Annotated in this window: 20 protein-coding genes; 3 read left to right on the top strand and 17 right to left on the bottom strand. The window is 43.2% G+C overall.

Annotated elements, in window-relative coordinates:
- Positions 1-78: 78 nt before the first annotated feature.
- From WKF69_RS09945 to WKF69_RS09935, 3 genes are all read right to left on the bottom strand, one after another.
- Positions 79-771, bottom strand: coding sequence for a phosphatidylserine decarboxylase family protein (locus tag WKF69_RS09945; RefSeq protein ID WP_340381550.1), 693 nt, complete (start codon positions 769-771; stop codon positions 79-81).
- 117 nt (positions 772-888) lie between these two features.
- Positions 889-1,428 carry a hypoxanthine phosphoribosyltransferase gene (gene hpt, locus WKF69_RS09940; RefSeq protein ID WP_340381548.1) on the bottom strand — a complete coding sequence of 180 codons (540 nt, stop codon included), beginning with the start codon at positions 1,426-1,428 and terminating at the stop codon, positions 889-891.
- 19 nt (positions 1,429-1,447) lie between these two features.
- A complete protein-coding gene (locus WKF69_RS09935) occupies positions 1,448-3,580 on the bottom strand; it encodes a biosynthetic peptidoglycan transglycosylase (protein WP_340381546.1) in 2,133 nt (710 codons plus the stop codon).
- A gap of 310 nt (positions 3,581-3,890) precedes the next feature.
- On the opposite strand from WKF69_RS09935, the gene WKF69_RS09930 reads away from it, so the two are divergent.
- The 3 genes from WKF69_RS09930 (at position 3,891) to WKF69_RS09920 (ending at position 6,098) form a co-directional block, all read left to right on the top strand.
- Positions 3,891-4,952: an Mrp/NBP35 family ATP-binding protein gene (locus tag WKF69_RS09930; RefSeq protein ID WP_340381544.1), complete on the top strand. Its 1,062-nt coding sequence runs from the start codon at positions 3,891-3,893 to the stop codon at positions 4,950-4,952.
- A gap of 139 nt (positions 4,953-5,091) precedes the next feature.
- Positions 5,092-5,370, top strand: coding sequence for a NifU family protein (locus WKF69_RS09925; RefSeq protein ID WP_340381542.1), 279 nt, complete (start codon positions 5,092-5,094; stop codon positions 5,368-5,370).
- 92 nt (positions 5,371-5,462) lie between these two features.
- Positions 5,463-6,098: a hypothetical protein gene (locus WKF69_RS09920; protein WP_340381540.1), complete on the top strand. Its 636-nt coding sequence runs from the start codon at positions 5,463-5,465 to the stop codon at positions 6,096-6,098.
- A 3-nt stretch (positions 6,099-6,101) separates the two neighbouring features.
- On the opposite strand, the gene def is transcribed toward WKF69_RS09920, so the two are convergent.
- From def to ffh, 14 genes are all read right to left on the bottom strand, one after another.
- Entirely contained in the window at positions 6,102-6,674 is a 573-nt protein-coding gene (gene def, locus WKF69_RS09915) for a peptide deformylase (protein ID WP_340381538.1), read from the bottom strand.
- 94 nt (positions 6,675-6,768) lie between these two features.
- Complete coding sequence (locus WKF69_RS09910) at positions 6,769-8,091, bottom strand: PepSY-associated TM helix domain-containing protein (RefSeq protein WP_340381536.1); 1,323 nt, start codon at positions 8,089-8,091, stop codon at positions 6,769-6,771.
- Positions 8,092-8,204: 113 nt separating this feature from the next.
- The gene (locus WKF69_RS09905) at positions 8,205-8,489 is read right to left on the bottom strand and encodes a carboxypeptidase-like regulatory domain-containing protein (protein WP_340381534.1); all 285 of its coding nucleotides are present in this window, start codon (positions 8,487-8,489) and stop codon (positions 8,205-8,207) included.
- A 126-nt stretch (positions 8,490-8,615) separates the two neighbouring features.
- The gene (locus WKF69_RS09900; RefSeq protein WP_340381532.1) at positions 8,616-9,851 is read right to left on the bottom strand and encodes a pitrilysin family protein; all 1,236 of its coding nucleotides are present in this window, start codon (positions 9,849-9,851) and stop codon (positions 8,616-8,618) included.
- A gap of 103 nt (positions 9,852-9,954) precedes the next feature.
- Entirely contained in the window at positions 9,955-10,320 is a 366-nt protein-coding gene (locus WKF69_RS09895) for a helix-turn-helix domain-containing protein (RefSeq protein ID WP_340381530.1), read from the bottom strand.
- Positions 10,321-10,364: 44 nt separating this feature from the next.
- Positions 10,365-10,658 carry a type II toxin-antitoxin system HigB family toxin gene (locus WKF69_RS09890; protein WP_340381528.1) on the bottom strand — a complete coding sequence of 98 codons (294 nt, stop codon included), beginning with the start codon at positions 10,656-10,658 and terminating at the stop codon, positions 10,365-10,367.
- A 79-nt stretch (positions 10,659-10,737) separates the two neighbouring features.
- The gene (locus tag WKF69_RS09885; protein WP_340381526.1) at positions 10,738-12,276 is read right to left on the bottom strand and encodes a YifB family Mg chelatase-like AAA ATPase; all 1,539 of its coding nucleotides are present in this window, start codon (positions 12,274-12,276) and stop codon (positions 10,738-10,740) included.
- Between the two features lie 1,853 nt (positions 12,277-14,129).
- On the bottom strand, positions 14,130-14,939 hold the full coding sequence (locus WKF69_RS09880; RefSeq protein WP_340381524.1) for a hypothetical protein: 810 nt from the start codon (positions 14,937-14,939) through the stop codon (positions 14,130-14,132).
- 24 nt (positions 14,940-14,963) lie between these two features.
- On the bottom strand, positions 14,964-16,361 hold the full coding sequence (locus WKF69_RS09875; RefSeq protein ID WP_340381522.1) for a hypothetical protein: 1,398 nt from the start codon (positions 16,359-16,361) through the stop codon (positions 14,964-14,966).
- Positions 16,362-16,780: 419 nt separating this feature from the next.
- Entirely contained in the window at positions 16,781-17,065 is a 285-nt protein-coding gene (locus WKF69_RS09870; RefSeq protein WP_340381520.1) for a hypothetical protein, read from the bottom strand.
- Positions 17,066-17,497: 432 nt separating this feature from the next.
- The gene (locus WKF69_RS09865) at positions 17,498-18,658 is read right to left on the bottom strand and encodes a hypothetical protein (protein ID WP_340381518.1); all 1,161 of its coding nucleotides are present in this window, start codon (positions 18,656-18,658) and stop codon (positions 17,498-17,500) included.
- A gap of 103 nt (positions 18,659-18,761) precedes the next feature.
- A complete protein-coding gene (locus WKF69_RS09860) occupies positions 18,762-19,586 on the bottom strand; it encodes a hypothetical protein (RefSeq protein WP_340381516.1) in 825 nt (274 codons plus the stop codon).
- A 63-nt stretch (positions 19,587-19,649) separates the two neighbouring features.
- The gene (locus WKF69_RS09855) at positions 19,650-20,861 is read right to left on the bottom strand and encodes an asparagine synthetase B (protein ID WP_340381514.1); all 1,212 of its coding nucleotides are present in this window, start codon (positions 20,859-20,861) and stop codon (positions 19,650-19,652) included.
- Between the two features lie 318 nt (positions 20,862-21,179).
- The coding region (gene ffh / locus WKF69_RS09850; protein ID WP_340381513.1) for a signal recognition particle protein at positions 21,180-22,474 on the bottom strand (1,295 nt) is incomplete at its 5' end.

Here is a 22,474-nt window from a genome sequence, read left to right as displayed (position 1 = left end):
TAATGGAGCAAAATTCGCCTTACCAGTGCAGACGATCCTGAACGAATATCGTGACGAAAAATCCGGTTTATAGGTCTGTTAATTGTCTTCCGCTTTCGACCGTTTTTGCGCCGTCCTCAGGTACGCCAGAACAGTGATCCCGCCTTTAACAGCCTGATTTAGGTCAACATTAACTTCAGTTCCCAGTGGCAAGAATATGTCCACACGTGAACCAAACTTAATAAAACCGAATTGCTCGCCCTGAATTGCTTCTTCACCCTCTTTAGAATAACAAACAATCCGCCTTGCTAATGCACCTGCTATTTGGCGAAACAGAACAGAAACGCCTTTGCCGTTTTCAATTACGACTGTTGTGCGCTCATTTTCAGTGGAAGACTTTGGATGCCATGCTACCAGGAATTTACCTGCATGGTGTTTTGAATATTTCACTATTCCTGAGATCGGATTCCTGTTTACGTGAACATTTATCGGCGACATAAAAACAGAGATCTGGATCCGCCTGTCTTTTAAGTATTCCGTTTCATCCGTTTCCTCGATTACGACAACCTTCCCGTCGGCGGGGCATATAACCTGATCTTCATTTTGTTGAACAAGAATAGTTGGGCTTCTGAAGAATTGAAGAATAATTACAAAGAGTGTGAACGAAAGGATATAGATTATCCAGTGAAGCCATGCAGTCTCGGGAAGCAGATAATGAACAATAGCATTGAGAATAAAAATAAATAGTATGCATAGCGCTATGGACGAGTATCCTTCCTTATGAGTGGTCATTTTTTGGCTGAATGTTTAAGCAAAAATACATTTTTCCGGCAATTTGCAGATTAAAGAACGAGCAGCAAAGAATAAAGACATTCGTGAACTGCGATAAAAAACTATGTGGTCAAATAGCTATTTAGAAACCGCCCGATAAATATCTCTCAAGTTCCTGCCGAGCCCATTGTAATCCAGTCCATAACCAACAACAAATTCATCAGGGATCTCAAAACCAATGTAGCAGATCTCGTCAAACTTCGTCTTTAGGGAGTTAGGTTTCAAAAGGAGCGTACACACATTAACCGATGCCGGCTCTTCCTTGTTTATCATATCCAGGATGTATCGTAAAGTCTTTCCGCTATCAACTATGTCTTCAACAATTATAACGTCTCTCCCCTTCAGGTTCATTTGCAGACCGATCTCCTTTTTGATCTTGCCAGCGCTTTTATCGCCCTCGTAAGACGACACCTTGACGAAAGTCACTTCGGATGAAATATTGATTTCCTTTATCAGATCGGCAAGAAAAATGAAGCTGCCATTTAAAACGCCAACGAAAACCGGGATTCGGGTCTCAAAATCAACATTCAACTGAATGCCGATTAGTCGGATCCTTTTTTTAATCTGCTCATATTCCAGCATCAGGTCAAAAGCCTTTTCGTCTATTTCAATCCTCATATCTTAAATTTAAGCAAACTTAATCGTCTTCATTCTTTTTGACGTCTCTTTGTTCACGCCGCTGCTCCCTTCGTGTTTTCCTTGTATCGGCAGGTGCAGCTACGGTATCCTTGCTTACAGGCTTCGGCTTATTTACGTCTTTTACCGCAACGGTATCCGGGCGTCTTTTTCCAATTATCTTTTCCAGAATGGTCAACTCCTCCTCCGGCTCTACAACCATCAAACTATCGGCAGTCAATGAGTCAACCATAGGTATACCCGACCTTAACCCTTCTCTTAACCTGACAGAGTAGAACCCGTAGGCACTACTGTCCCGGGCGGTTAACCCCCTCCGCGCCATAAGGCCTCCTATGAGCCGGAAATATCCGCGTAACGATTGCCGTAAGCTCCCGTCGCCATCGAAGCGGTAGAGGCCTCCTTTGGGGCGCGGCACTATGCTGGCCAGAAAGATCCCTTCGCCAATATCAAGCTGAGAGGGGTGTTTCCCAAAATAATATCTTGCAGCCTCACCTATTCCATAAACATTCCTGCCCCATTCGATCAGATTGAGATAGATCTCGAACATTCGCTGCTTGCTTGAGAGATTGCCGTTTTCAATGATCCATACAATCAGCATTTCTTCCGCCTTTCGTGCCATTGTTTTCTGCCTGCTCAGATAAACGTTTTTTACCAGCTGCATGGAGATCGTACTTCCACCACGTTTGAAAGCTTTTTCTTTAAAATTGGTGATAATAGATTTTCGGAAAGACTCTGCAACGAATCCATTATGGCTGTAGAATGAGGGATCCTCGGCAGTCAGAAGTGCGTTCTTTAAATTAGGAGAGATTTGATCAATCGGAACGTAATCGGGATTTTCTGGTCCTACGACAATATTACGCATTGGCTTTCCGTACTCGAACGGAGTATAAACGAATGTCTTATTTATCTTCTGGAGATTTGCTTTACCCCACCTTACTACCTTAAAATCAACGTTTTTCAGCTCAGAGTTAAAAATTACACTGTCAGGCATTTTTGAATCCAGGTAAAAATCAAGATCATATTTTACTTTACCCTTAACCTGCAACCCCTCCAGGGATTCAAAGAGGCCCTGAGGAAAAGAGTTTATCACCTGTTGCGCATCCATCTCATCTGTATGCACTTTCAGCTCATAGATCTTAGTGGGAGAAAGTGTGTATTTAATAAACGGATGGATGGAAATATCCTTTACATGAATTGTTGACGTACTGTCAATTGAAACAAAATTCTTTCCGATCACCATAACAGCGTCGAGGGAAGCGTTGGGCACAATAATATTGTTCGCAGATATCCTTACATGATTGACCAAAAGGTTTTTTACACCCCATGATCCATTTATTTCCAATTCATCGCCGCTCTTTTGTATCCCTTTCATCTCGGTGGAGGCCGTATCAAAACTTAGTTTAAGGCCGAATTTCTTTTCAAGAAAGGGCAGTTCCACTTTTTTATTGTCCGCGAACATCATCAGGTCGAGTTGCTGATCCGCGGGGTCAACTGTCCCCTGCACATGCCAGGTTGACTCGTTCCCGTTAACCTTTATTGTGGATTCAACATCGCCGCCATCAATAGTTGCGCTGGTTGTATAAAAATTCAGTGCGCTGGTGTCATCTCTGAACTTTACTTCAAAATCCCGGATATCCATTTCGTCCGGGATCTTATAAAGCAATTGGTTGATCAGGCTGTTAGCCAGTTTAGAAAGATTTAATTCAGATTTCGTCTCCGTACTGTCCACGTTTTTCTTCCGGAAAATAAAATCGTAATTACTTATCGAATCTCTTTTCACAAGGTTTATCTGCCCCTTATTTAAGATAATTTCGGAAAGCTTTATATCCCCGAATAACAGGGGAAACAGCTTAACGCCAACTTTGAAATTCTGAATATTCGCAAGGCTATCGCGACCTTCCGGTACGACGGTAATGTTCTTAAAGTTCACCGTGCTGAGCCCCGCAAAATTCGCACTGCCGATCTTAACTTCCAGATCGTAATCCCGCTTAGCTTTAGTAATTCCTTTTTGGATTGCTGCCCGTAGTATCGCCTCTCTTTTGGCATAGGCAATACTGCCGGCAATTATGATGATAACAAGAAGACTTGTTAGGGTAATAAGCGCTATTTTAATGTATTTCCGAGGTATCTGCATAAGAGGGTTTCCCGATCTTTTGAGAGATAACGTATTAAGTCTTAGAAACGTTTTGGCCATATTTTATTTTGCGGGTCAAACCACTGTAAAATCCCTTTATCTGCTAGTGATAAACCCTTCCGGTTTAGTAGATTTGCGTCAGGCTTATAAAACTGAGAAGCCGCCGCTGACAAATATATAAAAAAGCCTGTCTACCGCAGGCAGGCCTGTCTGCGTTGGTGTAGCTAATTCAGTTCGTCCATCTGCTTGGCCGGTTCAGTACTAAAAACAAAACAACCTGATAAAAAACAAATTTTCCCTAAACCCTGAAATGATTACCTCCGAACAGATTTTTAGCGCGTTACGATATGTTGAAGATCCCGATCTAAAAAAAGATCTGGTTACTCTAAACATGATAGAAGATCTGAAGATCGACGGTAATAAAGTTAGTTTCACGGTTGTGCTGACAACGCCAGCGTGTCCTATGAAAGATATGCTGGAAAACGCTTGCAGGAACGCAATATTGCATTTTGTAAGTAAAGACGCTGAAATATCAATCAATATGAGTTCCAGGGTGACGAGCAGGATAGAGCCCGGCCTGAAAGGCATCAAAAATATTATTGTAGTAGCATCCGGAAAAGGCGGCGTCGGTAAATCTACCGTTGCGGTTAACCTTGCACTTGGTCTCGCGAAGAAAGGCGCAAAAGTTGGGCTTATCGATGCAGATATCTATGGCCCATCAATCCCGATTATGTTTGGTGTCGAAGGCGAGCGTCCGCAGGCTTCTCAGAATGCAGAAGGCAAAACCAGGATAGAGCCAATTGAAAAATACGGGATCAAGCTATTATCAATAGGCTTTTTTACCGATCCAAACCAACCTGTGCCGTGGCGGGGACCAATGGTTTCTACAGCTGTTAAGCAATTATTTAACGATGCAGACTGGGGTGAGCTGGATTATATGATAGTCGATCTTCCTCCGGGTACAGGCGATATCCATATTACGATTACCCAGGGCTTTCCGATCACCGGTGCGGTAATCGTGACTACTCCGCAAAATGTAGCCCTTGCCGATGCTAGAAAGGGAGTTGGTATGTTTTTAATGGATTCGATCAATATTCCTTTACTGGGCGTGGTAGAACACCTGACCTACTTTCCTACTGCTGAATTGCCTGAGAACAAATATTACATATTTGGACAAAATGGTGGCCAGGTACTCGCACAGCAGTATGGGATCCCATTCTTAGGTGAAATACCATTAGTGAAAAGCATAAGCGATGCCGGCGATGGAGGCAAGCCAGTAATTCTGAATGAAAACGACCTGATGGGGGAAGCATTTATGCAGATTGCCGAAAAAGTCGCCCAGCAGGTTGCCATCCGAAACGCTGTTAAATAACATTTTTTAAAAAATTCGTATCTTTATAAAACCTGCATGAGCTTGCCGCTCACACAACGATATGAATATAAGCCTGCCTGCGGTAGGCAGGCTCATTACCATAAAAAACAAAATAATATACAAATGAAAATAGAACACCATGAATTTGTTGGAAAGAGTTGAAGCTGCATTGGATACTATCCGTCCCTATCTCGAGGCTGATGGTGGAAATGTATCAGTCGAGGAGATCACCCCCGATAATATTGTGCGCTTACGTTTATTAGGATCATGCGGTTCATGTCCGATGAGTATAATGACACTTAAAGCAGGTATAGAGCAGGCGATTATGAGGTCTGTTCCTGAAATAGGGGGTATAGAAGCTATCAACTTAACGGATATAGATGACCCCGCTGCCGTTCTTCCCGAAAGACTACAGTAACAATACAATAGAGAAATACCCGTTTATCCCCGTAGAGAAGTGTTTTAACACAATTTAACAATCCTGCGACCCCTATTATATTAACTTTGAAAATGCGCATAACGTTATTTCTGATCCTTTTATTCGCTGCAACGGCAGGGTTTTCCCAAACCGTTGCGAAAAAGCTTGTGCAATTCTCAGGAGTAATCGTTAATGTCGATAGTAACACGGTTGTACCTTATGTAACTATTACTAATGTAACCGGCAAAGCGCAATTCTATGCTGCCAACTACAAAGGCTATTTCTCCTTTGTAGCGAATGTGGGAGATACATTGTTATTCACGGCAATTGGTTATAAAAAAGAAGGCCTGGTTATTCCTCAGGATATTTCAGAAAGCAGTTATACTGTTGTGGTTGCCATGAAGCAGGACGTTATTAATCTGCCTGCTGTGCGGGTTTATCCCTGGGCGAGTACAGATGAATTCAAAAAGGAATTCATGACGATGAAATTTGCCGATGATGATCTGGAGATAGCCCGGAAAAATGTGTCGAAAGAAAGCCTCTCCGCAATGATGGCCAGCCTTCCGAGAGACGGCGCTGAAATGCAGAGCTATAATTTCCAGAATAACCACGCGCGCCTGACCAACAGGAATATCAACCAGCGTCTGGCAAACCCGTTGCTTAACCCATTTGCTTGGGGGGCACTCATTCAGCAGATTGTAAACGGGGATAAGAGCCGGGGACAGTAATTCTTAGCGCCTGCCTTTTTTAAGAGCCGGGAATTTCATTTTATATTCTACTTTCACTAATCCTTTCGAGATAGAATCAAGCCTGTTTTTAAGCATAGCTTTACGAAGAGGGCTTAATTTATCAGTGAATAGTTTTCCTTCTATGTGATCGTATTCATGCTGAATAATGCGGGCCGCTAAACCATTAAATGTTTCTTCGTGCTGGTTCCAATTCTCATCGTAATATGAGATCTTAACAGTGTCTTGTCTGTTTACATCCTCACGGATCTCCGGAATACTAAGGCAGCCCTCATTGAACGTCCACTTTTCTCCGCTTTCTTCAACGATGTGAGCATTGATAAATACTTTTTTGAAATCCTTAAGCGCGGGTTCATCTTCTGCAAAAGAAGTCGCGTCAATCACAAACAGGCGGATTGAAAAGCCTATCTGAGGAGCAGCCAAACCCACACCGTGGGCGCCGTACATCGTTTCGAACATGTTAGCTATTAACACATCCAGCTCAGGATAATCCTGGCTTATGTCGGCAGCTTTCTTTCTCAAAACGGAATCACCATAGGCGATAATAGGGAGTTTCATAGAGCAAAAATATGTTTCTTTCGTCTAGGAAGCAAATACCGACCCTTCGCTGGCATCAATGACCAGGGTATCGTCTGAATGTATCCCGGGCTACTTATCTTTTTTTCAGTTTATTCAGCCAGATCATTGTTCCTGTTATCGGCAGGCTCGTTGCAACTAAGCAAGCAAGAAAATATAAAAGCTTGGTGAAACTGCCGTAAACGTCGCCAACATGAATTGCCTTAATGGAATTGGAGATCCTTTCATTGATGGGCTTTTCCCTGAAGATGTCAGTTTGCAGAACTTTTCCTGAATACTGGTCGAGAAACAATTTATCTGCGGCAACCGGGGCGAAAAAGCCAGTCCGTGTTTTGCTGACCGCAATAGCTTCTGACGAATCAGCAGCAAGAGTTACCAAATTATCACCCTTATATTTCAGGCTTTGATCTGCTGCCTTGATGTAATCGGAGATACTAAGAGGTTTCAAAGAAAGACCGGGCTGCATAGCAGATTTTGGAGCTTCTGGTTTAGGAGCATCTGCTGGCTGATAGGTGCCCAAAGTTTTCCTAAGCGCTTCCCGGTACCAGGGGAATGACCATTGCGGTCCCGTTATACCCATCATAAACAGGAAAATGCAACTGTAGAAACCCAGACTATTATGCAGGTCATGATTTACGCGTTTCCAGTTGGCATTCCATTTAACCTTGAGGCCCTGTTTCCAGTTGCTGACACGGTGAGGGAACCAGATAACGAATCCCGTAATAACTCCCAAAGTGAATAGGATCGTCGCAGTACCGCTAATATAACTGCCGAGAGTTTTATTCGGCAGCTCGCCAAACAAGGGTTCTTTGATCTTGTCAAGGAGCAGCCATCTGTGCAAACTGAATAAATACCCCATAAATACGGAGACAGCCGTTTTATCCTGACTGTTTCCAAGAATTTCGCCGGTGTAGGGGTTAACAAAGTATTGTGTGCGGGGTGGTGCTGCCGGTGCCGCCGCACCGGCCGCAGATTTATCCTGACCCTCACCTTTTTTGACACCGTTACCGCCTTCTTTCTTATCAAACCGCTCACGCTCTCCTTTTCCTGCTCCCTCCTTCTTTTCACCTTTCCCTTCTTCTTCTTCTTTCCTGACAGAAAGAACATACGATCTCTCAGGATCCGAAGGGATCTTAATGCTTATAACTTTTCCGCCTGTTTCATTTGAGACGCGCGTAATTATATCTTCCGGCGAAAGCTTTGCAGCTCCGGCATCAGACTCGACGCGATATAACTCCGGCTGTGCTAATTCCCTGATCTCTGTATTGTAAACGTAGATGGTTCCGCTAAAGCAGATAGCCAGCACGATCAGTCCGCTTCCAAGGCCCAGCCACAAATGCACATCGGTCAAAAATTTACGGACTTTTGGCCATGCAGATTTTGGTAAATTTTGTTTCATATCAGGGATATAATTAGCTTAACGCAAAGAGCCGGAGATGTTATCCCCGGCTTTTATTAGAATTTGTATGATAAAGTTGTTAGAAATTGTCGAGGCGTTATGGGATTCACACTTTAGTTTAAGGAAATAGATTTTTCCTCACCAATCAGACCAACATAGGAAACTTTAATGATGTGGTTGCCAGCGGGGATATTCTTTAGGATATAAAATCCGTTTTCATCTGAAATGGTGCTTTTAATACCTTTCACTCCTACATTGACGTAAGCAGCCGGAAGGCCGTCAGCAGTTGTGATCTTACCCTGTATGATGCTGCTTTTGATCCCTTCCGCGACTGTAATAAAGCTCGAAAGTGAAATGAAAAAAATTAAGATAAAGGCATAGGTTTTTTGGGTGTTCATATATCTATTGTTATTTAGACTCATTTTATTCTGATGCAAAAGTAGCAAGAGTAATTATAATTTAAAAACTATTTAGAATTATTCTAAATGGAGAGCATACAGATTTGAGATTGATCTTATTCAGACTCAGGATAGCTCCTGCGGATCAAATGTCAGCCTGCTTAATAAAGTAGGATCAAACATTTGGTTGGCTATTTCCAGGATTTGAGATGATGATACTGCATTAATCCTGGCGAATACTTCTTCCAGCGAATCCACTTTTCCATAATCAAGAAGGCTCTTGCTCATGGAAATTATTAAACCCATCCGGTTCTCTTCGCCGAGAGCAATCTGGCCGATGAACTTCTGTTTAGCCTGGTGTAATTGTATGGGCCCGAGTTTTTGATCCCTGAGTTTCTGTAGCTCACGCTCCACGAGCTTTAATGCTTTTGGCATTTTTTCAGGGTCCGTACCCAAATAGATAGAGAAGATTCCGGTATCACTCATCGGTGTATAATTCGACTCAATAGTATAAGCAATACCATGTTTTTCACGGATCTCGAGGTTAAGCCGTGAGCTCATTCCGATACCTCCAAGAAGATTGTTCAAAAGCAAAAAGCCTGTTTTGTGTTCGTGATGCATAGCGTATGAACGGTTGCCAATTACGCAATGCGACTGATTTATAGGCTTGTTGAAGCGGAGCTCATTAGGAGTATAAGAATTGATAACCGTTCTTTTCCGCTCTTGTTTGTTCCGCGGGATCTTACCGAAGATCTTCTCAGAAACCCGGATCAGATTTTTAAAATTATAATCACCGCAAACGCCGATTATAATTTCATCCGTCATGTAGTTTGACCGAAGAAAGTCCAAAATATCCTTCTGAGTAAATGACTTAACTGACTTTAGCGTGCCAAGGATGTTTCTACCCAGCGGGTGCCCCTCAAAAAGCAGGTCTTCGAAATCGTCATTTATCGCTTCGTCAGGCTGGTCGTGATAGGAGCTGATCTCATCGAGGATGACGTCTTTCTCTTTTGCCATCTCATCCTCCGGAAATACCGAGTGAAAAACAATGTCTTCAAACAGATCGAGTGAGCGCTCCAGATGAGGTTTTAGAAACGACGCGTGAACGCAGGTATATTCCTTCGTGGTATAGGCATTAAGATCTGCGCCAACAAGCTCAAGCCGGTTAAGTATCTGGTTTGTATTTCTTCTTTCGGTTTTTTTAAAGAGCAGGTGTTCGATAAAATGCGCCAGGCCGTCTTTAGAATCACCCTCATCCCGCGAACCCGCATTGACTATAATGCAGGCATGAGAAATGTTAGAAGCTGTGGGTTTGTGCAAAACGCGTATTCCGCTCTGCAGGGTGTGTACCTGGTAATCCATCTAAACAAAGGTAGAGGAAATTAATGGAGAGTTGATAGTGGAAAGTTGACCATTCGCCCGTTACACTTCAGTTTTAATTCCGGAGGTTGACCGAGGCCTGTTATTACGTATGTCGCAAAATGAATTCAGCGTCAACCTTGAGTTCGGTATGGACTGCCTTGAGGAAATCAACATCCGGCTTTTGCTTGCCATTCATGATCAGTGAAAGCTTTGCGTCACTTATTCTTAGTTTTTTAGCAACATCTTTTTGTTTCAGGCGCATTTCGAACATGCGCATTTCAATCATTCCGGCTAGAGTGGAAGGCGGATCGATTACATATTTCTTTTGTTCATAATCCTGAAGGCTTACGGCAAGCTCACGAATTTCTACCAGTTCTTTTTTGGAAACACGTTCGCTGCCTTTAGCCATAAGGCTATCAACCCTTTTCATGATCTCTTTGTACTTTTCTTCGCCCGTTACCTTTTCCATTCCCTAAAGATTTTTAATACTTTCTGTGTTGCCCCTGAGTTTTGTTAAACCCTGGAACAGTCTATGTTATCATATTCTTTATGCGTACCCACAAAACGGATATAAACGGTTCGGATATCAAAAAATATCAGGGCGACCAATCTATAGTTGTTCCCTCTGATATTAAAAACAAACCGGTCATTTCCTGCCGCATCAACAGAGTTAAACATTATTTTCATTTCGTGATAATCAGACCAGTTGCTTTTCAAAACGATCCGGTACCAATTGTTAAGTGCGTCTTTGGAATTCGCGTGCTTTTCAAAAAAATCGCGAAGTGTTCCATAGCTGATAATAACCATAAATCACATTTACAAATATATAAATAATTTAGATAATAATAATTTATTTTAGAATTTCTAAAAACAAAACAGCAGAGCTTCACCCCGCCCAGCCATCTCTATCCAGACTCCTGTAATGTATCGCTTCGGCCAGGTGCTCCAGCTGTATTTCATCACTTTGTGCCAGGTCGGCGATAGTGCGTGAAACTTTGAGGATGCGGTCGTACGCGCGTGCAGATAATCCGAGCTTTTCCATAGCCTGTTTTAAAAGCGCCTGCCCGGCATCATTGATCTTACAAATGTTCCTCACCATATTGGGGCTCATTTGTGCGTTGCAGAACACATCTTCTTTTTCCTCAAAGCGCAGGTGCTGGATCTCCCGGCCGGCGGTTACGCGTTCCCGGATTAATTTGCTTTTCTCTGCCGGTCGGTCGGATGAGAGCTCGCTGAAGTTTACTGGTGTCACCTCGACATGCAGGTCGATGCGGTCGAGCAAAGGGCCTGAGATCTTACTCAGATACCGTTGAACAACACCCGGGCCACAGATACATTCCTTTTCGGGATGATTGTAAAAACCGCAGGGGCAGGGGTTCATAGATGCCACCAGCATAAAGCTTGCGGGATAGTCTATCGTACATTTCGCCCGGGAGATAGTTACCCGCCGCTCTTCCAGTGGCTGCCGCATCACCTCCAGAACCGTGCGTTTAAATTCAGGCAATTCGTCCAGGAAAAGAACTCCATTATGCGCAAGTGATATTTCTCCGGGCTGGGGATTAGTTCCTCCGCCGACGAGGGCAACGTCCGAAATGGTGTGATGCGGAGATCTGAACGGCCTGACGGTCATGATAGAATCGGATGCAGATAATTTCCCGGCTACGGAATGGATCTTCGTGGTATCGAGTGCTTCGTATAAATTTAAAGGGGGCAGGATGGTGGGAAGCCTTTTGGCGAGCATGGTTTTGCCGGCGCCGGGCGGTCCGATGAGTATCACATTATGTCCTCCGGCAGCCGCTATCTCCAGGGCGCGCTTTATATTTTCCTGGCCTTTAACATCAGAGAAGTCGCTTTCGTAATTACTGATGTTATTTAGAAATTCTTGTTTTGTGTCGACAATAGTACGCTCCAATGGCTTTTTCCCGATGAAGAACTGGATGACATCGTATAGGTTTTCTACACCATATACTTCAAAATCTTCGACTATCGCAGCTTCCCTCGCATTTACTTTAGGAAGAATTAATCCTTTGAACCCATCACGCTTTCCTTGTATCGCTATAGGCAAGGCACCTTTGATCGGCTGCAAGCCGCCGTCCAGAGAAACCTCACCCATTATTAAGAACTCTTTGAGCTTTTCACGCGTTATCTGACTGGATTCTGCAAGGATTCCCATAGCAATTGGAAGGTCATACGAAGACCCCTCCTTACGTATATCTGCGGGAGCAAGGTTTACCACGATCTTTCGCCGGGGCATTTTGTAACCAGAGTTGTTGAGCGCACTCTCTATGCGGAATAAACTCTCCCTTACTGCGTTATCCGGCAGGCCCACTATGAAGTATTTTGTGCCGCCGCTCATATTAACCTCGATGGTGATGGTTATGGCTTCAATCCCGAAAACAGAGCTCCCGTAGGTTTTTACTGGCATGGTGTATTAGGTAGGAAACTAAATTACAAAATGCCGGAGGTGGAGGAGTGAGAGGGTTAAAGGAATGAGGGAAAGGTAAGTGTCGCATCACTTCCAGAAACAAGCATTCGTACTTCTCGGGGTGCATTGTTTAATCACCTTGTTGCTAGCCAACCTGAGAAGGACTATATAGAAGATGAAGAATATCCAAACGATGAATATCCTGGCTGTTAGTCTCGGAACGAGGAGAACGGGTGTTGCCGTTCTCCAGGGAAATGAACTAACGGTATGGGAAACACCTCTCTTCGCCGGGTAGTGGTCGGAAGCAAAGGAAAAAGCCATTCTTGCACGATATGAAAAATACATTGTTCGAAATGCGATCACGAATATTGCTATAAAGATACCTCCACTTATAACACCGGACTCCCCACTACAACAGGTACTGGATAAGGTTCAAGCGTTGGCAACACGGTATCGATGCGAAATCACGCTCTTTACAAGAGAAGATCTCAAGCACCATACTCGCTTAAACCACGTGGACAGTTGCTTGAATACGCGGTGTTGCAGCACCCTGTGCTTCGACATCAATACGTTAAGGAGAAAGAAAGCAAAACCCATTATCACACCAAGATGTTTGAAGCGGTGGTCGCAGCGGAATTATGTAAAGTTATCCGAACAAATAGAAATCCAAGACGAAAGCCACCGAAAGGGTGGCTTTTTCGTTAGGAATGAGTGAACGAGGCTTTGCATACACTAAACTCACTCATAACAATACCCATGCTCACGACTACTTGCTTATAGAAAGGATCCTACTTATCTTATAAGTCATATACAGCATTAGGAAGCACACTGAGTATAGGGCAACTTTATATGCAAGGGCTTCCTGATCGTACCCGTATTCGATATGCCAACGGGTAAAAATATTTCTCACAGTCCACATCGAATATGCAAACAAACAGGGACAACGATTATCACTCCCTTTCTCCTAACGGAATTGAGCTTTCTCACAAGAAAAGCTACTGATCCGAAACAAATCGTTCCAATGACCATAAAAAGGAGTGCGACGATTAATGATGAAATCATAATTGTTGTACTGTAGTTTTTAAGAAGTGCGCCAAAGACAAGGTTAAGGGAAAAATTAAGAGAATACACGATAGCAAAGGAAAACACTATAAAAAGTGTGAATCGGAAGTAATCATCAATTTTTTCCATAAACATGAATTGGAGTCTATCTAAAATAGTTATCTCAGCAGAATCATCTCACACTTTGTGAGTGAAAAATAATAGCGACCCAATTTTTCGGATCTGGTAGATCCGTTTAAAATAGAAAGTTATCAACGGTTAGGAATTTTCTTAAAACTATATAACTGCAGATTTTCGATATGTTCTTACTTAAAACTATAACCCAGTGATATTCCAACGTTAAACTCGTCAAATCCGAAGTTAGTTGTGGGAGTCTTTTCACCAATTGGAAGAATAGCTACAAGGGCAATGAGACCTTCTCCCAAAGGCTGAAAGCGGTATCCAATACGAACTGGGATATAAAAATCACTGAATTCATCCCTACCTTCACGAACTTACTCAATGGGTATCTGGGGTGTTATGCCTACTCCCAATTCCAGACCATGCCTTTTTGCACCCAGAATATAGTTGAGACCAATCGGCAAAGCCAGTAATCATTTCCTACTGTTCTTATTGTCATTGGTAATTTCTACATAGTAGCCAGCTCCTAAGCCAAAACCGGCAGCAACTCCAAATCCAGAATTAACGTCCTTTTTTAGTCGAACGTCATAATTAACTGATGATAGGCCGGGGCGTATGTAATTTTCAATAAATATCGCCCTTCTATACCCGCTTAACACAGCAGTAGGTAGTTATCGTTTTGTATAGGATATGGCCGATTTTTTTGATAATCGTTCATATTGGAGATTCAAGCCCCAGAATCCAGTTCTTGGCTGAAATGTGCCCTCGTAAATCTTACCATTCATCATGACCTCGAGTTCACCTGAAAGTGGATTTGCGATGTTGTGCATAATTCCAACCTTGAATTGGGTGCGTTTGGTTGTTCTGATGACATAGTCTACCGAGACTGGAAAACTGACTTGGAATTTATCCAAACCATAAATTCTTGTAACCAAGTCAGCGGGTCCGGAAGCAGGGTCTTCGAAATCGTACGGCACACTTCTGTTATACGCAAATATCATACCCTCGTATCCTCCCTTATCATAGCCGTAATGCCGAATACTGGGCCCGACGGTAAATTCGAGGAATCTTCTCTTAACTGGTAGTTTATAGGCGGCTGAGAGTGTGAGCGCGTTATAAGTAATGTCATTGCTGCTATATAGCGAGTTTATTTGTTCGTCACCTCCACCACCCGTTCCGAATGCATTTCTTGGTGCATCGATGCCCAGATTATGAGGGATTCCGCCACGTTCAATGGAAGCTTTAATACCTACACGCCCTATTCTGAAATACTTTAGCCCATAAATTCCAATAATCGGCGAAAAATCAGCCGGACCATAAATGTTAGAAGGCGATGGATTAACCACTTTAACTGACGGGTAAAATGCCGCAGTGCCGCGAAAGCCTATGGCCACACTTTGTCCATAACAAGATAAAACATCAGCCGTAAATATTACGGCTGATGTTAATATGAAAATGATAAGTTTATAACGAGGTAACATATAAATTTCTTTACGAAGATACGCTTAATGTGTATATGTTTGAACAAACGGTGTCGTACTGTGTGAACTTATTGTCACCGCCATTGAAAACTCACCTGATTTTGAAGCAAGCATAGCAACAGCCCTCTTTTCTGCGACCCGCTGAGAAAATCGTTTTTTATCTCCAGAATTAGTAAGACCAGAGTCAAATGTATTTTGATAAACACAAGACCCGTTGTAATAACCACCATATACCTTCGTTCTCTGTTTCTGAACTGAAGGGGTAATCAAACCATATGTTCTTAACTTAAATGTTTGACTGTTTCCTATGAATTTCGTTGCATTATCCAATTTTACAACTAGTACTTTTTTTCTAACCGTCCTGTCGTCTCCATAATCCTCGTGACCATTCTTTTGGCCCTGAAATACGCAGGAATTTGAACCAGGGTTCTGTGGGTCTGGCCAGCCCCCAAAGGCCACAGTAGTAGGCAAAGTTATGGTGCCTTCACCCATGTCGAATTTACCTTCTGTGTTCATCAATGTTTGTTGCTCGTATGAGTAACCAACATAATCGTTATCGGGAAATGTGGACATGTCCGAATGGCTTTGTGTATACCAATAATCGTTTTCGCTTTGGATTTGTGCTCGAAGAGAACTGATACCGAAGTGAGATTCAAATCTTTTATACGGGAGAAATTCATCAAAGCCTGCCGAAATCAAGGCTGCATCGGTTGCATCATAGCTGAGGTTATCATAATTATCTATGAAGGTTTGATGCGCCTCGTAGGCGTTTAGCAATCGAGTTTCTACGGCGTCATAGGCTGCCTGATCTGTAAACGATAAAATTCCGCTGCTAATTGTTACACCAGTGTATGGTTCCCCCAGGTATTGATAGCCAGTAAAACTCCCACCCCCCGGACCCTCAGCCCACAGACGGTATTGCCCATAAAGAGACGGTTTGTCAACATAGAAATTAATCGTGTTATCGCCCGATGTACCAATATAAGTATACACATTTGTATACCAATCAATCAAATACCAGTCATGTGGGAGTCCCGTCGAAGGAACTTCACCATAACAGGCGTAGTATGTGCCTTGGTTGGTAGCTGTGAAGGATACGTTAGATGTCGTCATGCCTTCGGCTTTTTTCTTTTTCTTAGATTCCCGTAATTCGGCGGTTATCTTTTCTTTTGCCTGGAGGTCTGGAAATACCCGTTTTACGGATGGACTTTTCATGGTAATAATAAGATCTCCGCTCGGGCTTACGCGAAGTGGTTCAATTTTGCCTAGAGCCCCTTCTGTACTCATAGTAATATCGGGTTTAGTAACCGTCCCCGATGATGAAAATTCTTTTTTACATCCTCCTACAAAGAGGGCTGCCAACATCAACCCTAATAGAGGGGCAGTGAGGAAATGGTTTTTGTTTGTTCGCATGTTTTTCATGATTTTCTTTATTAGATAAAAATTTAAACAATACTGTCTACGGGATCACAGCGGAAAAGTTGCGTCTAAAATGACTGATATGCTAATTATCAGGTATTATAAGTAAAATATCTTCTTTAGCTAATAATAGAATTCATTCCAGATAGAAATTTATACTCCTAGCAGGAATATCAGTATTTGCTATATTTAGGTAAACAATTCTTTAAATACATGATCAGATGAACTCACACAAACGCATCGGCATCTGGCTCAGAGTTGTACCGATATACAGGTTATCGGCGACAGTCCAGAACATCACGAACAACGCGCGCGGTATTATGCTGAAGCGAAAGAATGGGAGTTAGTGGAAGTGTATCGGCTTGATGCCAAATCATTATTCTCCATCGTTTAGAATCGGTCCCCCTTGACCGACTAAATAATTACCGAAAACTATAACCCAAAGATATACCCGCGCCAATAGGGAAAAGTTTACCCTGGTAAATTCCTGGCGACGCCGTTACGCGAAGCGAAAGTCCTTCATCCACTGGCTGTAGTCGGTATCCCAAATTCAATATCCCAGTTACCTGGACATTAGGGTCGGTACCTTTTCGATTAAAAGTAAATTCTGGTGTGATTCCGACCCCGGCTTCCAAACCACTCCTTTTTTTGCCAGCAATATAGTTCAATTGCAATGGGACTGATGTATAGCTGGTCCCGAACTTCACAGAATTTAACCAATAAGGGTCCGAATTCAGAAAATGGAACCCTCCAAAGCCAATTCCCGCTCTCACTCCTAATCCATCGTTCCGGTCGAAGTTGAGCCTTGTATCGTAGTTTAATGTCAGAAACCCACCGTTTCCCAGAAATTCGGCTTATACTGACTTTCGCCGTGTTCCATTTTCCTGGGCCCTAGTTCCATGCCCTGAAAATATGAGCAGACCCCCTATTAAGATTACTAAAATAAGACTTTGATAAATGACTGCACCCGAGGATGAGGGATGCAGGGTAACAGAGGCTTTAGCTCCAGACATATTTCATAGATTAGCTCTATCTAAACTACATCTATTCTATTTCCCAAGGTGTTAAGGAGTGTTAGGTTGTGTTAATCAATGTTAAGATGATTATGCCAATCCCTTAGGAGAAACTGCTCCGTGATATTATTTAAAACTATACCCTAAGGACAATCCCGCACCTCTCGCATCAAATCTACCATCATGAATATTTGGAGTCCAGCCGAAACGGAATAAAAACCCTTTCTCAATGGGCTGTAACCGATATCCGATATTAAGAAAGGGGAAGGCTTTTAATTTCGGATCATTTTCAACTTCTTTAACGGCGATCCAGGGAGTAAGGCCGACTGCCGTTTCCAATCCGCTTCTTCCTTTTCCGAGGATATGATTAAAATACAGGGGTATCGTTAAATAAGTCGAGTTATCACCCAGGTCCGGCACGAGTCCGAGCCCTACCCGAAACCCAAATCCATCATTTCCAGGCTTAAGTCTTCTGTCATAATTAAAGGAAAATAAACCTCCACTGCCGAGAGCTTCCCAGTACAGAGCCTTGCGTATTAATCCATCGTTAGGAGCGACCGGCGTCGTTCTTTTGCTTACATTATTGCCATATTGTACCCTTATGCCGGTGAAATCTGTCACGGAATTAAAGACTGACTGGAAAGTTCCTCCATTATCGGCACTAGCACTCACTAATCCGTCACCGAGTTTTTTCAGGCCAAAGTTTTGCAGCAAGCTGATGCTGATTCGGTTTGTTTCATTCAGAGCCTGAATATAAGTTATACCACTATAAAGATTTGGTTGAAATTTGTTTTTGAATGGCCTAAGTCTAATTTCATAATCAGTGAATTCTGAGGGGTCAGTTGACTGGTAATGATTACCGTAACTGGAATATCCATTGCTATGAAAATAGCGAAGATCGGCCCCGCCAAATACTTCAAACTGCGATTTCCCAAAATTAAGCCGCTTGACGGGTTCAATGCTCAGGGAGTTATAAATAATAACAGGCCCGAAAATTTCTCTCGGGTAATCTTTGGGCTGAATATCGAATCGTGCCCTAATATAGCCTAAATTAAAACCATACCTTAAACCGAAACCAGCTTTAGAAAACCGGGCATAACTGACGCCGCCCAGGCCTGCGAATCGGTCTTTTTCCATTACTACCGGGGAGCTCACCTCCAGCCTGGTTGCCGAAAGTTGATGCGGGGTGAGGTGAAAGCTTAGTTCATTGTGCTGAGCATGTACTAATGGCGCAGTCAAAATCGTAAAGGCGAATACGGAAAGGTAAAACAGCATTTTAACAATCATAATTCATAGTTAGGTTATCTAACATACAAATATTATGGGATTGAAAATGTTAAGCTTTGTTAATCAGTGTTAAATTGATTGCGGTACCGGGTGGATCAGGAAGCTACGATTTCCCCTTTGATCCGTCAGAAAAAGTCCTGAATCGCAGGGCAATGTCAAAACCAATATAATTTGAGCTGGTATTTATAGATCCCCTATAGATCTTGTCATTCATGTTTAGGGTCACCTTGCTCTTCACGGATGTTATCCCCCAGTTTGTGCGTAAACCAAGCATCACATCGAGGTTATTATTTATGGTATGCTCGTATCCCACACCGGCGGACATGATTGTAATGAGCCGGGAGTTGTCCGGATATTCTACAGAAAAATCGGGCATGTCAGAACCTGCAGCTGTAGCATCTGCATACATTTCATTTCTAGTGTTATCTCTCCTGCGCGTGGTACCAACCCGCTGCGAGTGATTGAGTCTGAAAGTAGGGCCTGCAAATATTCGAATATCGTTTCCAAGAGCTGAAACCTTATATACAGTATTAAGTGTTCCTGAGTTATACAAATAGTTATGAAACCTCGACATGTTTACTTCTCCCGATCCTCCCCCTTTGAATGCGGTAAGTGGTGCTTTCAGGTTGTAAGACCAGTTGCCTCCGCCAAAGTCGGTACCGGCGCTAAGTCCCCATTTACGGTTAAGCATATGGGTGTAATCTACACCAGCCTCTATTGCTGTCGTTGTTCCGGTCGAAATATTGGCAGGAGAGTTATTCAGAACTTTTGGTTCGGCAGTAAAATTTGGGGTAAGCCTGATGCCGATATATCCTTGTGCGAGCAAATCATCAGAAGGGTACATCGCAAAGCAAAAAAAGATCGCCACAAATATTGGGATTGGTGTTGCATTGCACCATCGCAGACTCCAGATTTTTGGAAGGTTCATTTTTCAAAGATAGGTGATCTAACTTACAAAAATTAATTTGGAAACCAATCTAGCGCTTGACAATCAGGTCTTTTGTTTCTTTTTCTTAGCAGAGGGAAACAACACATTATTCAGGATCAGGCGGTATCCGGGTGAATTTGGGGTAAGGCTCAGATCGCGTTTACGGTCTGCAGGATTGTTAGGCAAACGTACTCCCGAGCCGCGGGAACTAGTACCTCCACCTCGGCCGAAGTCACCTTCCGGATCATGCCCGCCAAAGTAGGTCCATTGCCCGTTTCCTAATTCGCCGTGAATATAACGCGCTACACCAGCCAGCTTTGTTTCGCCCATCACTAACACATTCGACTTCACAGTGCTTTCATTGAAAGCGGTAGTCTGCCCGTTAAATCCTTTGATGACGAACTCATGGTCCTGGGTAAGCATGGATGGGACAAGATCCCATTTTGCCGAATAGCTAAATAAAGTAAAGAAATCAGTCTCGGGATTGGCATACCTTCCGGCATTGATATTTGAGAAACCGCGATAGTCTGGCTTCAAGATAAAGTTGCTGAAGGCAAGCGTTTTATTAAAATCAAGCTTAGACTGCGCACGCGGATCACTGCCATCCCCATCGTAGTTACTTTCGACAATGTCGATCCCTTCTGCTGCAAGAGCCACGTCCAGCGTTTCGCCAGCGGAACACATCGCGAAAAGATAACCGCCGCCGCTTATAAATTTACTGATGTTCTTGGCCACAGTGAGTTTCATTTGCGAGACCTTGGTATAGCCATGCCGGTTAGCTATCGATTTCTGAATATTAATATCCTCCTGCGATTGCCGCTGTCCTGATAACCCGAACTGCCCGGTGAAGTCTTCATGGTGCAAATGCAGCCATTCGTATTTTGGAAGCACACCATTGAGTACTTCTTCATCATAAATAATATCGTAGGGTATTTCGGCATATTCGAGAGCCAGCTGCACGGCATCCGTATAATCTATAGTGGTAAACACATTGTTTGGCGAATACACGGCAATTTTTGCGGCCGTTTCAAGCTTCACCATTTCCATGTTCACCTCCGGATTTGCTATTTCAGTAAGGATGGCGTTTACCTGTCCGTCAGTGATAACCTCATAGGAAATCCCACGTACACGGCATTCATTTTCAATGAGCTGGGCGTACTTTATTAAAAAACTTCCTCCGCGGTAATTAAGAAGCCAGTCGACAGCAACATCCTTTTTCAATGTCCAGTAAGCAATGCCGTAAGATTTGAGGTGGTTTTTCTGGGTCTCGTCCATAGGTATGAGTATTGAAGCTGCACGGGAGCACAGCGACAGAAGCAGAAAAATCAATGTTAAATATCCCTTAACCATTTCTTACTCATACTGTTAGTATAAAGCTATGAATAATAAGAGGGAGAATTATACTGGAAATAGGGGTGTAGTGTAATATTGTTGTAGGGATGGAAATTTGCGAAGGCTCGAAACTGGTCGGATAATTAACCGCAGAGATCGCAAAGTTTGCATAATTTTATGGGTAAGATATTAGCCATTGCTCTGCGCCCTCTGCGAAAAACTTTGCGCTCTCTGCGTTAAAACCGCAACGTACTATTTACCTTACTTTCCAAATGGCATCTTCGGCATACCCTTCATCATCTTTGCTGCTGCCGCAGGATTAGAGAATTGCTTCATCACCTTACGCATATCCTCAAACTGTTTGATCAGCTTATTAACTTCTGTGATGTTCGTACCTGAACCGTTAGCTATCCTGCTCCGGCGGCTTTGGTTTATACCGTCAGGATTTTCGCGCTCATGAGGTGTCATCGAGCGGATGATTGATTCGATTGGAACAAAGGCGTTATCATCGATGTCTACATCTTTTATTGCCTTTCCAACACCAGGTATCATTCCCATCAAATCCTTCATGTTACCCATTTTTTTGATCTGCTGGATCTGGCTAAGGAAATCGTTAAAGTCGAATTTATTCTTGCGGATCTTCTTTTGCAGCTCTGCAGCTTCTTTTTCGTCAAACTGCATTTGCGCACGCTCAACAAGGGAAACCACGTCACCCATACCCAGGATCCTGGAAGCCATCCTGTCGGGATAAAACACGTCAAGGGCCTCCATTTTTTCGCCCGTACCAATGAACTTTATAGGCTTGTTAACGACAGATTTAATTGAAAGGGCGGCACCTCCACGAGTATCACCATCGAGCTTAGTTAATACCACACCAGTGAAATCAAGGCGATCATTAAAGACTTTCGCCGTATTAACAGCATCCTGGCCGGTCATTGAATCGACCACAAACAGGATCTCATGAGGATTGGTGCTTGATTTCACTTCCGCGATCTCATTCATCATTTGCTCATCAATTGCCAAACGGCCCGCTGTATCTATGATAACTACATTCTGTCCGTTCTTTTTTGCTTCCGCGATACCAGCTTTGGCGATTCCAACAGGATCTTTTGACTCGCGGTCTGTGTAGACCGGAACATTAATCTGTCCGCCCAGTACTTCCAGCTGATCAATCGCTGCAGGGCGATAAACATCACCCGCAACTAAAAGCGGTTTTTTGCCTTTTTGGGTAGCAAGGTAATTTGCAAGCTTCCCTGAGAAAGTTGTTTTACCGGCACCGTTTAATCCGGCTATTAATATAATCGTTGGATTTTCTGTGATGTTAAGCTCTTCAACTGTGCCGCCCATCAGGGCTGCCAGTTCATCATTCATCAGTTTGGTTAACAACTGCCCTGGTGATACAGCGGTTAATACATTCTGTCCGAGTGCCTTTTCTCTAACCTCATCGGTAAAAGATTTGGCGGTTTTATAGTTAACGTCGGCATCCAGAAGAGCTTTTCGAATCTCTTTCATGGTTTCTGCCACGTTTATTTCGGTAATGCTTCCCTGTCCTTTTA

It is taken from the genome of Daejeonella sp. (assembly GCF_037719425.1).
Taxonomy (GTDB): domain Bacteria; phylum Bacteroidota; class Bacteroidia; order Sphingobacteriales; family Sphingobacteriaceae; genus Daejeonella.
This window is presented reverse-complemented; position numbering and strand designations above follow the sequence as displayed.

What these genes read in the sequence shown, in the direction of transcription:
- WKF69_RS09945 (WP_340381550.1), bottom strand. Translation starts at nt 771, where the DNA reads ATGACCACTCATAAGGAAGGATACTCGTCCATAGCGCTATGCATACTA.
- WKF69_RS09895 (WP_340381530.1), bottom strand. Translation starts at nt 10,320, where the DNA reads ATGGAAAAGGTAACGGGCGAAGAAAAGTACAAAGAGATCATGAAAAGG.
- WKF69_RS09900 (WP_340381532.1), bottom strand. Translation starts at nt 9,851, where the DNA reads ATGGATTACCAGGTACACACCCTGCAGAGCGGAATACGCGTTTTGCAC.
- def (WP_340381538.1), bottom strand. Translation starts at nt 6,674, where the DNA reads ATGAAACTCCCTATTATCGCCTATGGTGATTCCGTTTTGAGAAAGAAA.
- WKF69_RS09935 (WP_340381546.1), bottom strand. Translation starts at nt 3,580, where the DNA reads ATGCAGATACCTCGGAAATACATTAAAATAGCGCTTATTACCCTAACA.
- WKF69_RS09930 (WP_340381544.1), top strand. Translation starts at nt 3,891, where the DNA reads ATGATTACCTCCGAACAGATTTTTAGCGCGTTACGATATGTTGAAGAT.
- hpt (WP_340381548.1), bottom strand. Translation starts at nt 1,428, where the DNA reads ATGAGGATTGAAATAGACGAAAAGGCTTTTGACCTGATGCTGGAATAT.
- WKF69_RS09885 (WP_340381526.1), bottom strand. Translation starts at nt 12,276, where the DNA reads ATGCCAGTAAAAACCTACGGGAGCTCTGTTTTCGGGATTGAAGCCATA.
- WKF69_RS09920 (WP_340381540.1), top strand. Translation starts at nt 5,463, where the DNA reads ATGCGCATAACGTTATTTCTGATCCTTTTATTCGCTGCAACGGCAGGG.
- WKF69_RS09890 (WP_340381528.1), bottom strand. Translation starts at nt 10,658, where the DNA reads ATGGTTATTATCAGCTATGGAACACTTCGCGATTTTTTTGAAAAGCAC.
- WKF69_RS09855 (WP_340381514.1), bottom strand. Translation starts at nt 20,861, where the DNA reads ATGGACGAGACCCAGAAAAACCACCTCAAATCTTACGGCATTGCTTAC.
- WKF69_RS09905 (WP_340381534.1), bottom strand. Translation starts at nt 8,489, where the DNA reads ATGAACACCCAAAAAACCTATGCCTTTATCTTAATTTTTTTCATTTCA.
- WKF69_RS09880 (WP_340381524.1), bottom strand. Translation starts at nt 14,939, where the DNA reads ATGTTACCTCGTTATAAACTTATCATTTTCATATTAACATCAGCCGTA.
- WKF69_RS09910 (WP_340381536.1), bottom strand. Translation starts at nt 8,091, where the DNA reads ATGAAACAAAATTTACCAAAATCTGCATGGCCAAAAGTCCGTAAATTT.
- WKF69_RS09865 (WP_340381518.1), bottom strand. Translation starts at nt 18,658, where the DNA reads ATGATTGTTAAAATGCTGTTTTACCTTTCCGTATTCGCCTTTACGATT.
- WKF69_RS09860 (WP_340381516.1), bottom strand. Translation starts at nt 19,586, where the DNA reads ATGAACCTTCCAAAAATCTGGAGTCTGCGATGGTGCAATGCAACACCA.
- WKF69_RS09925 (WP_340381542.1), top strand. Translation starts at nt 5,092, where the DNA reads ATGAATTTGTTGGAAAGAGTTGAAGCTGCATTGGATACTATCCGTCCC.
- WKF69_RS09875 (WP_340381522.1), bottom strand. Translation starts at nt 16,361, where the DNA reads ATGAAAAACATGCGAACAAACAAAAACCATTTCCTCACTGCCCCTCTA.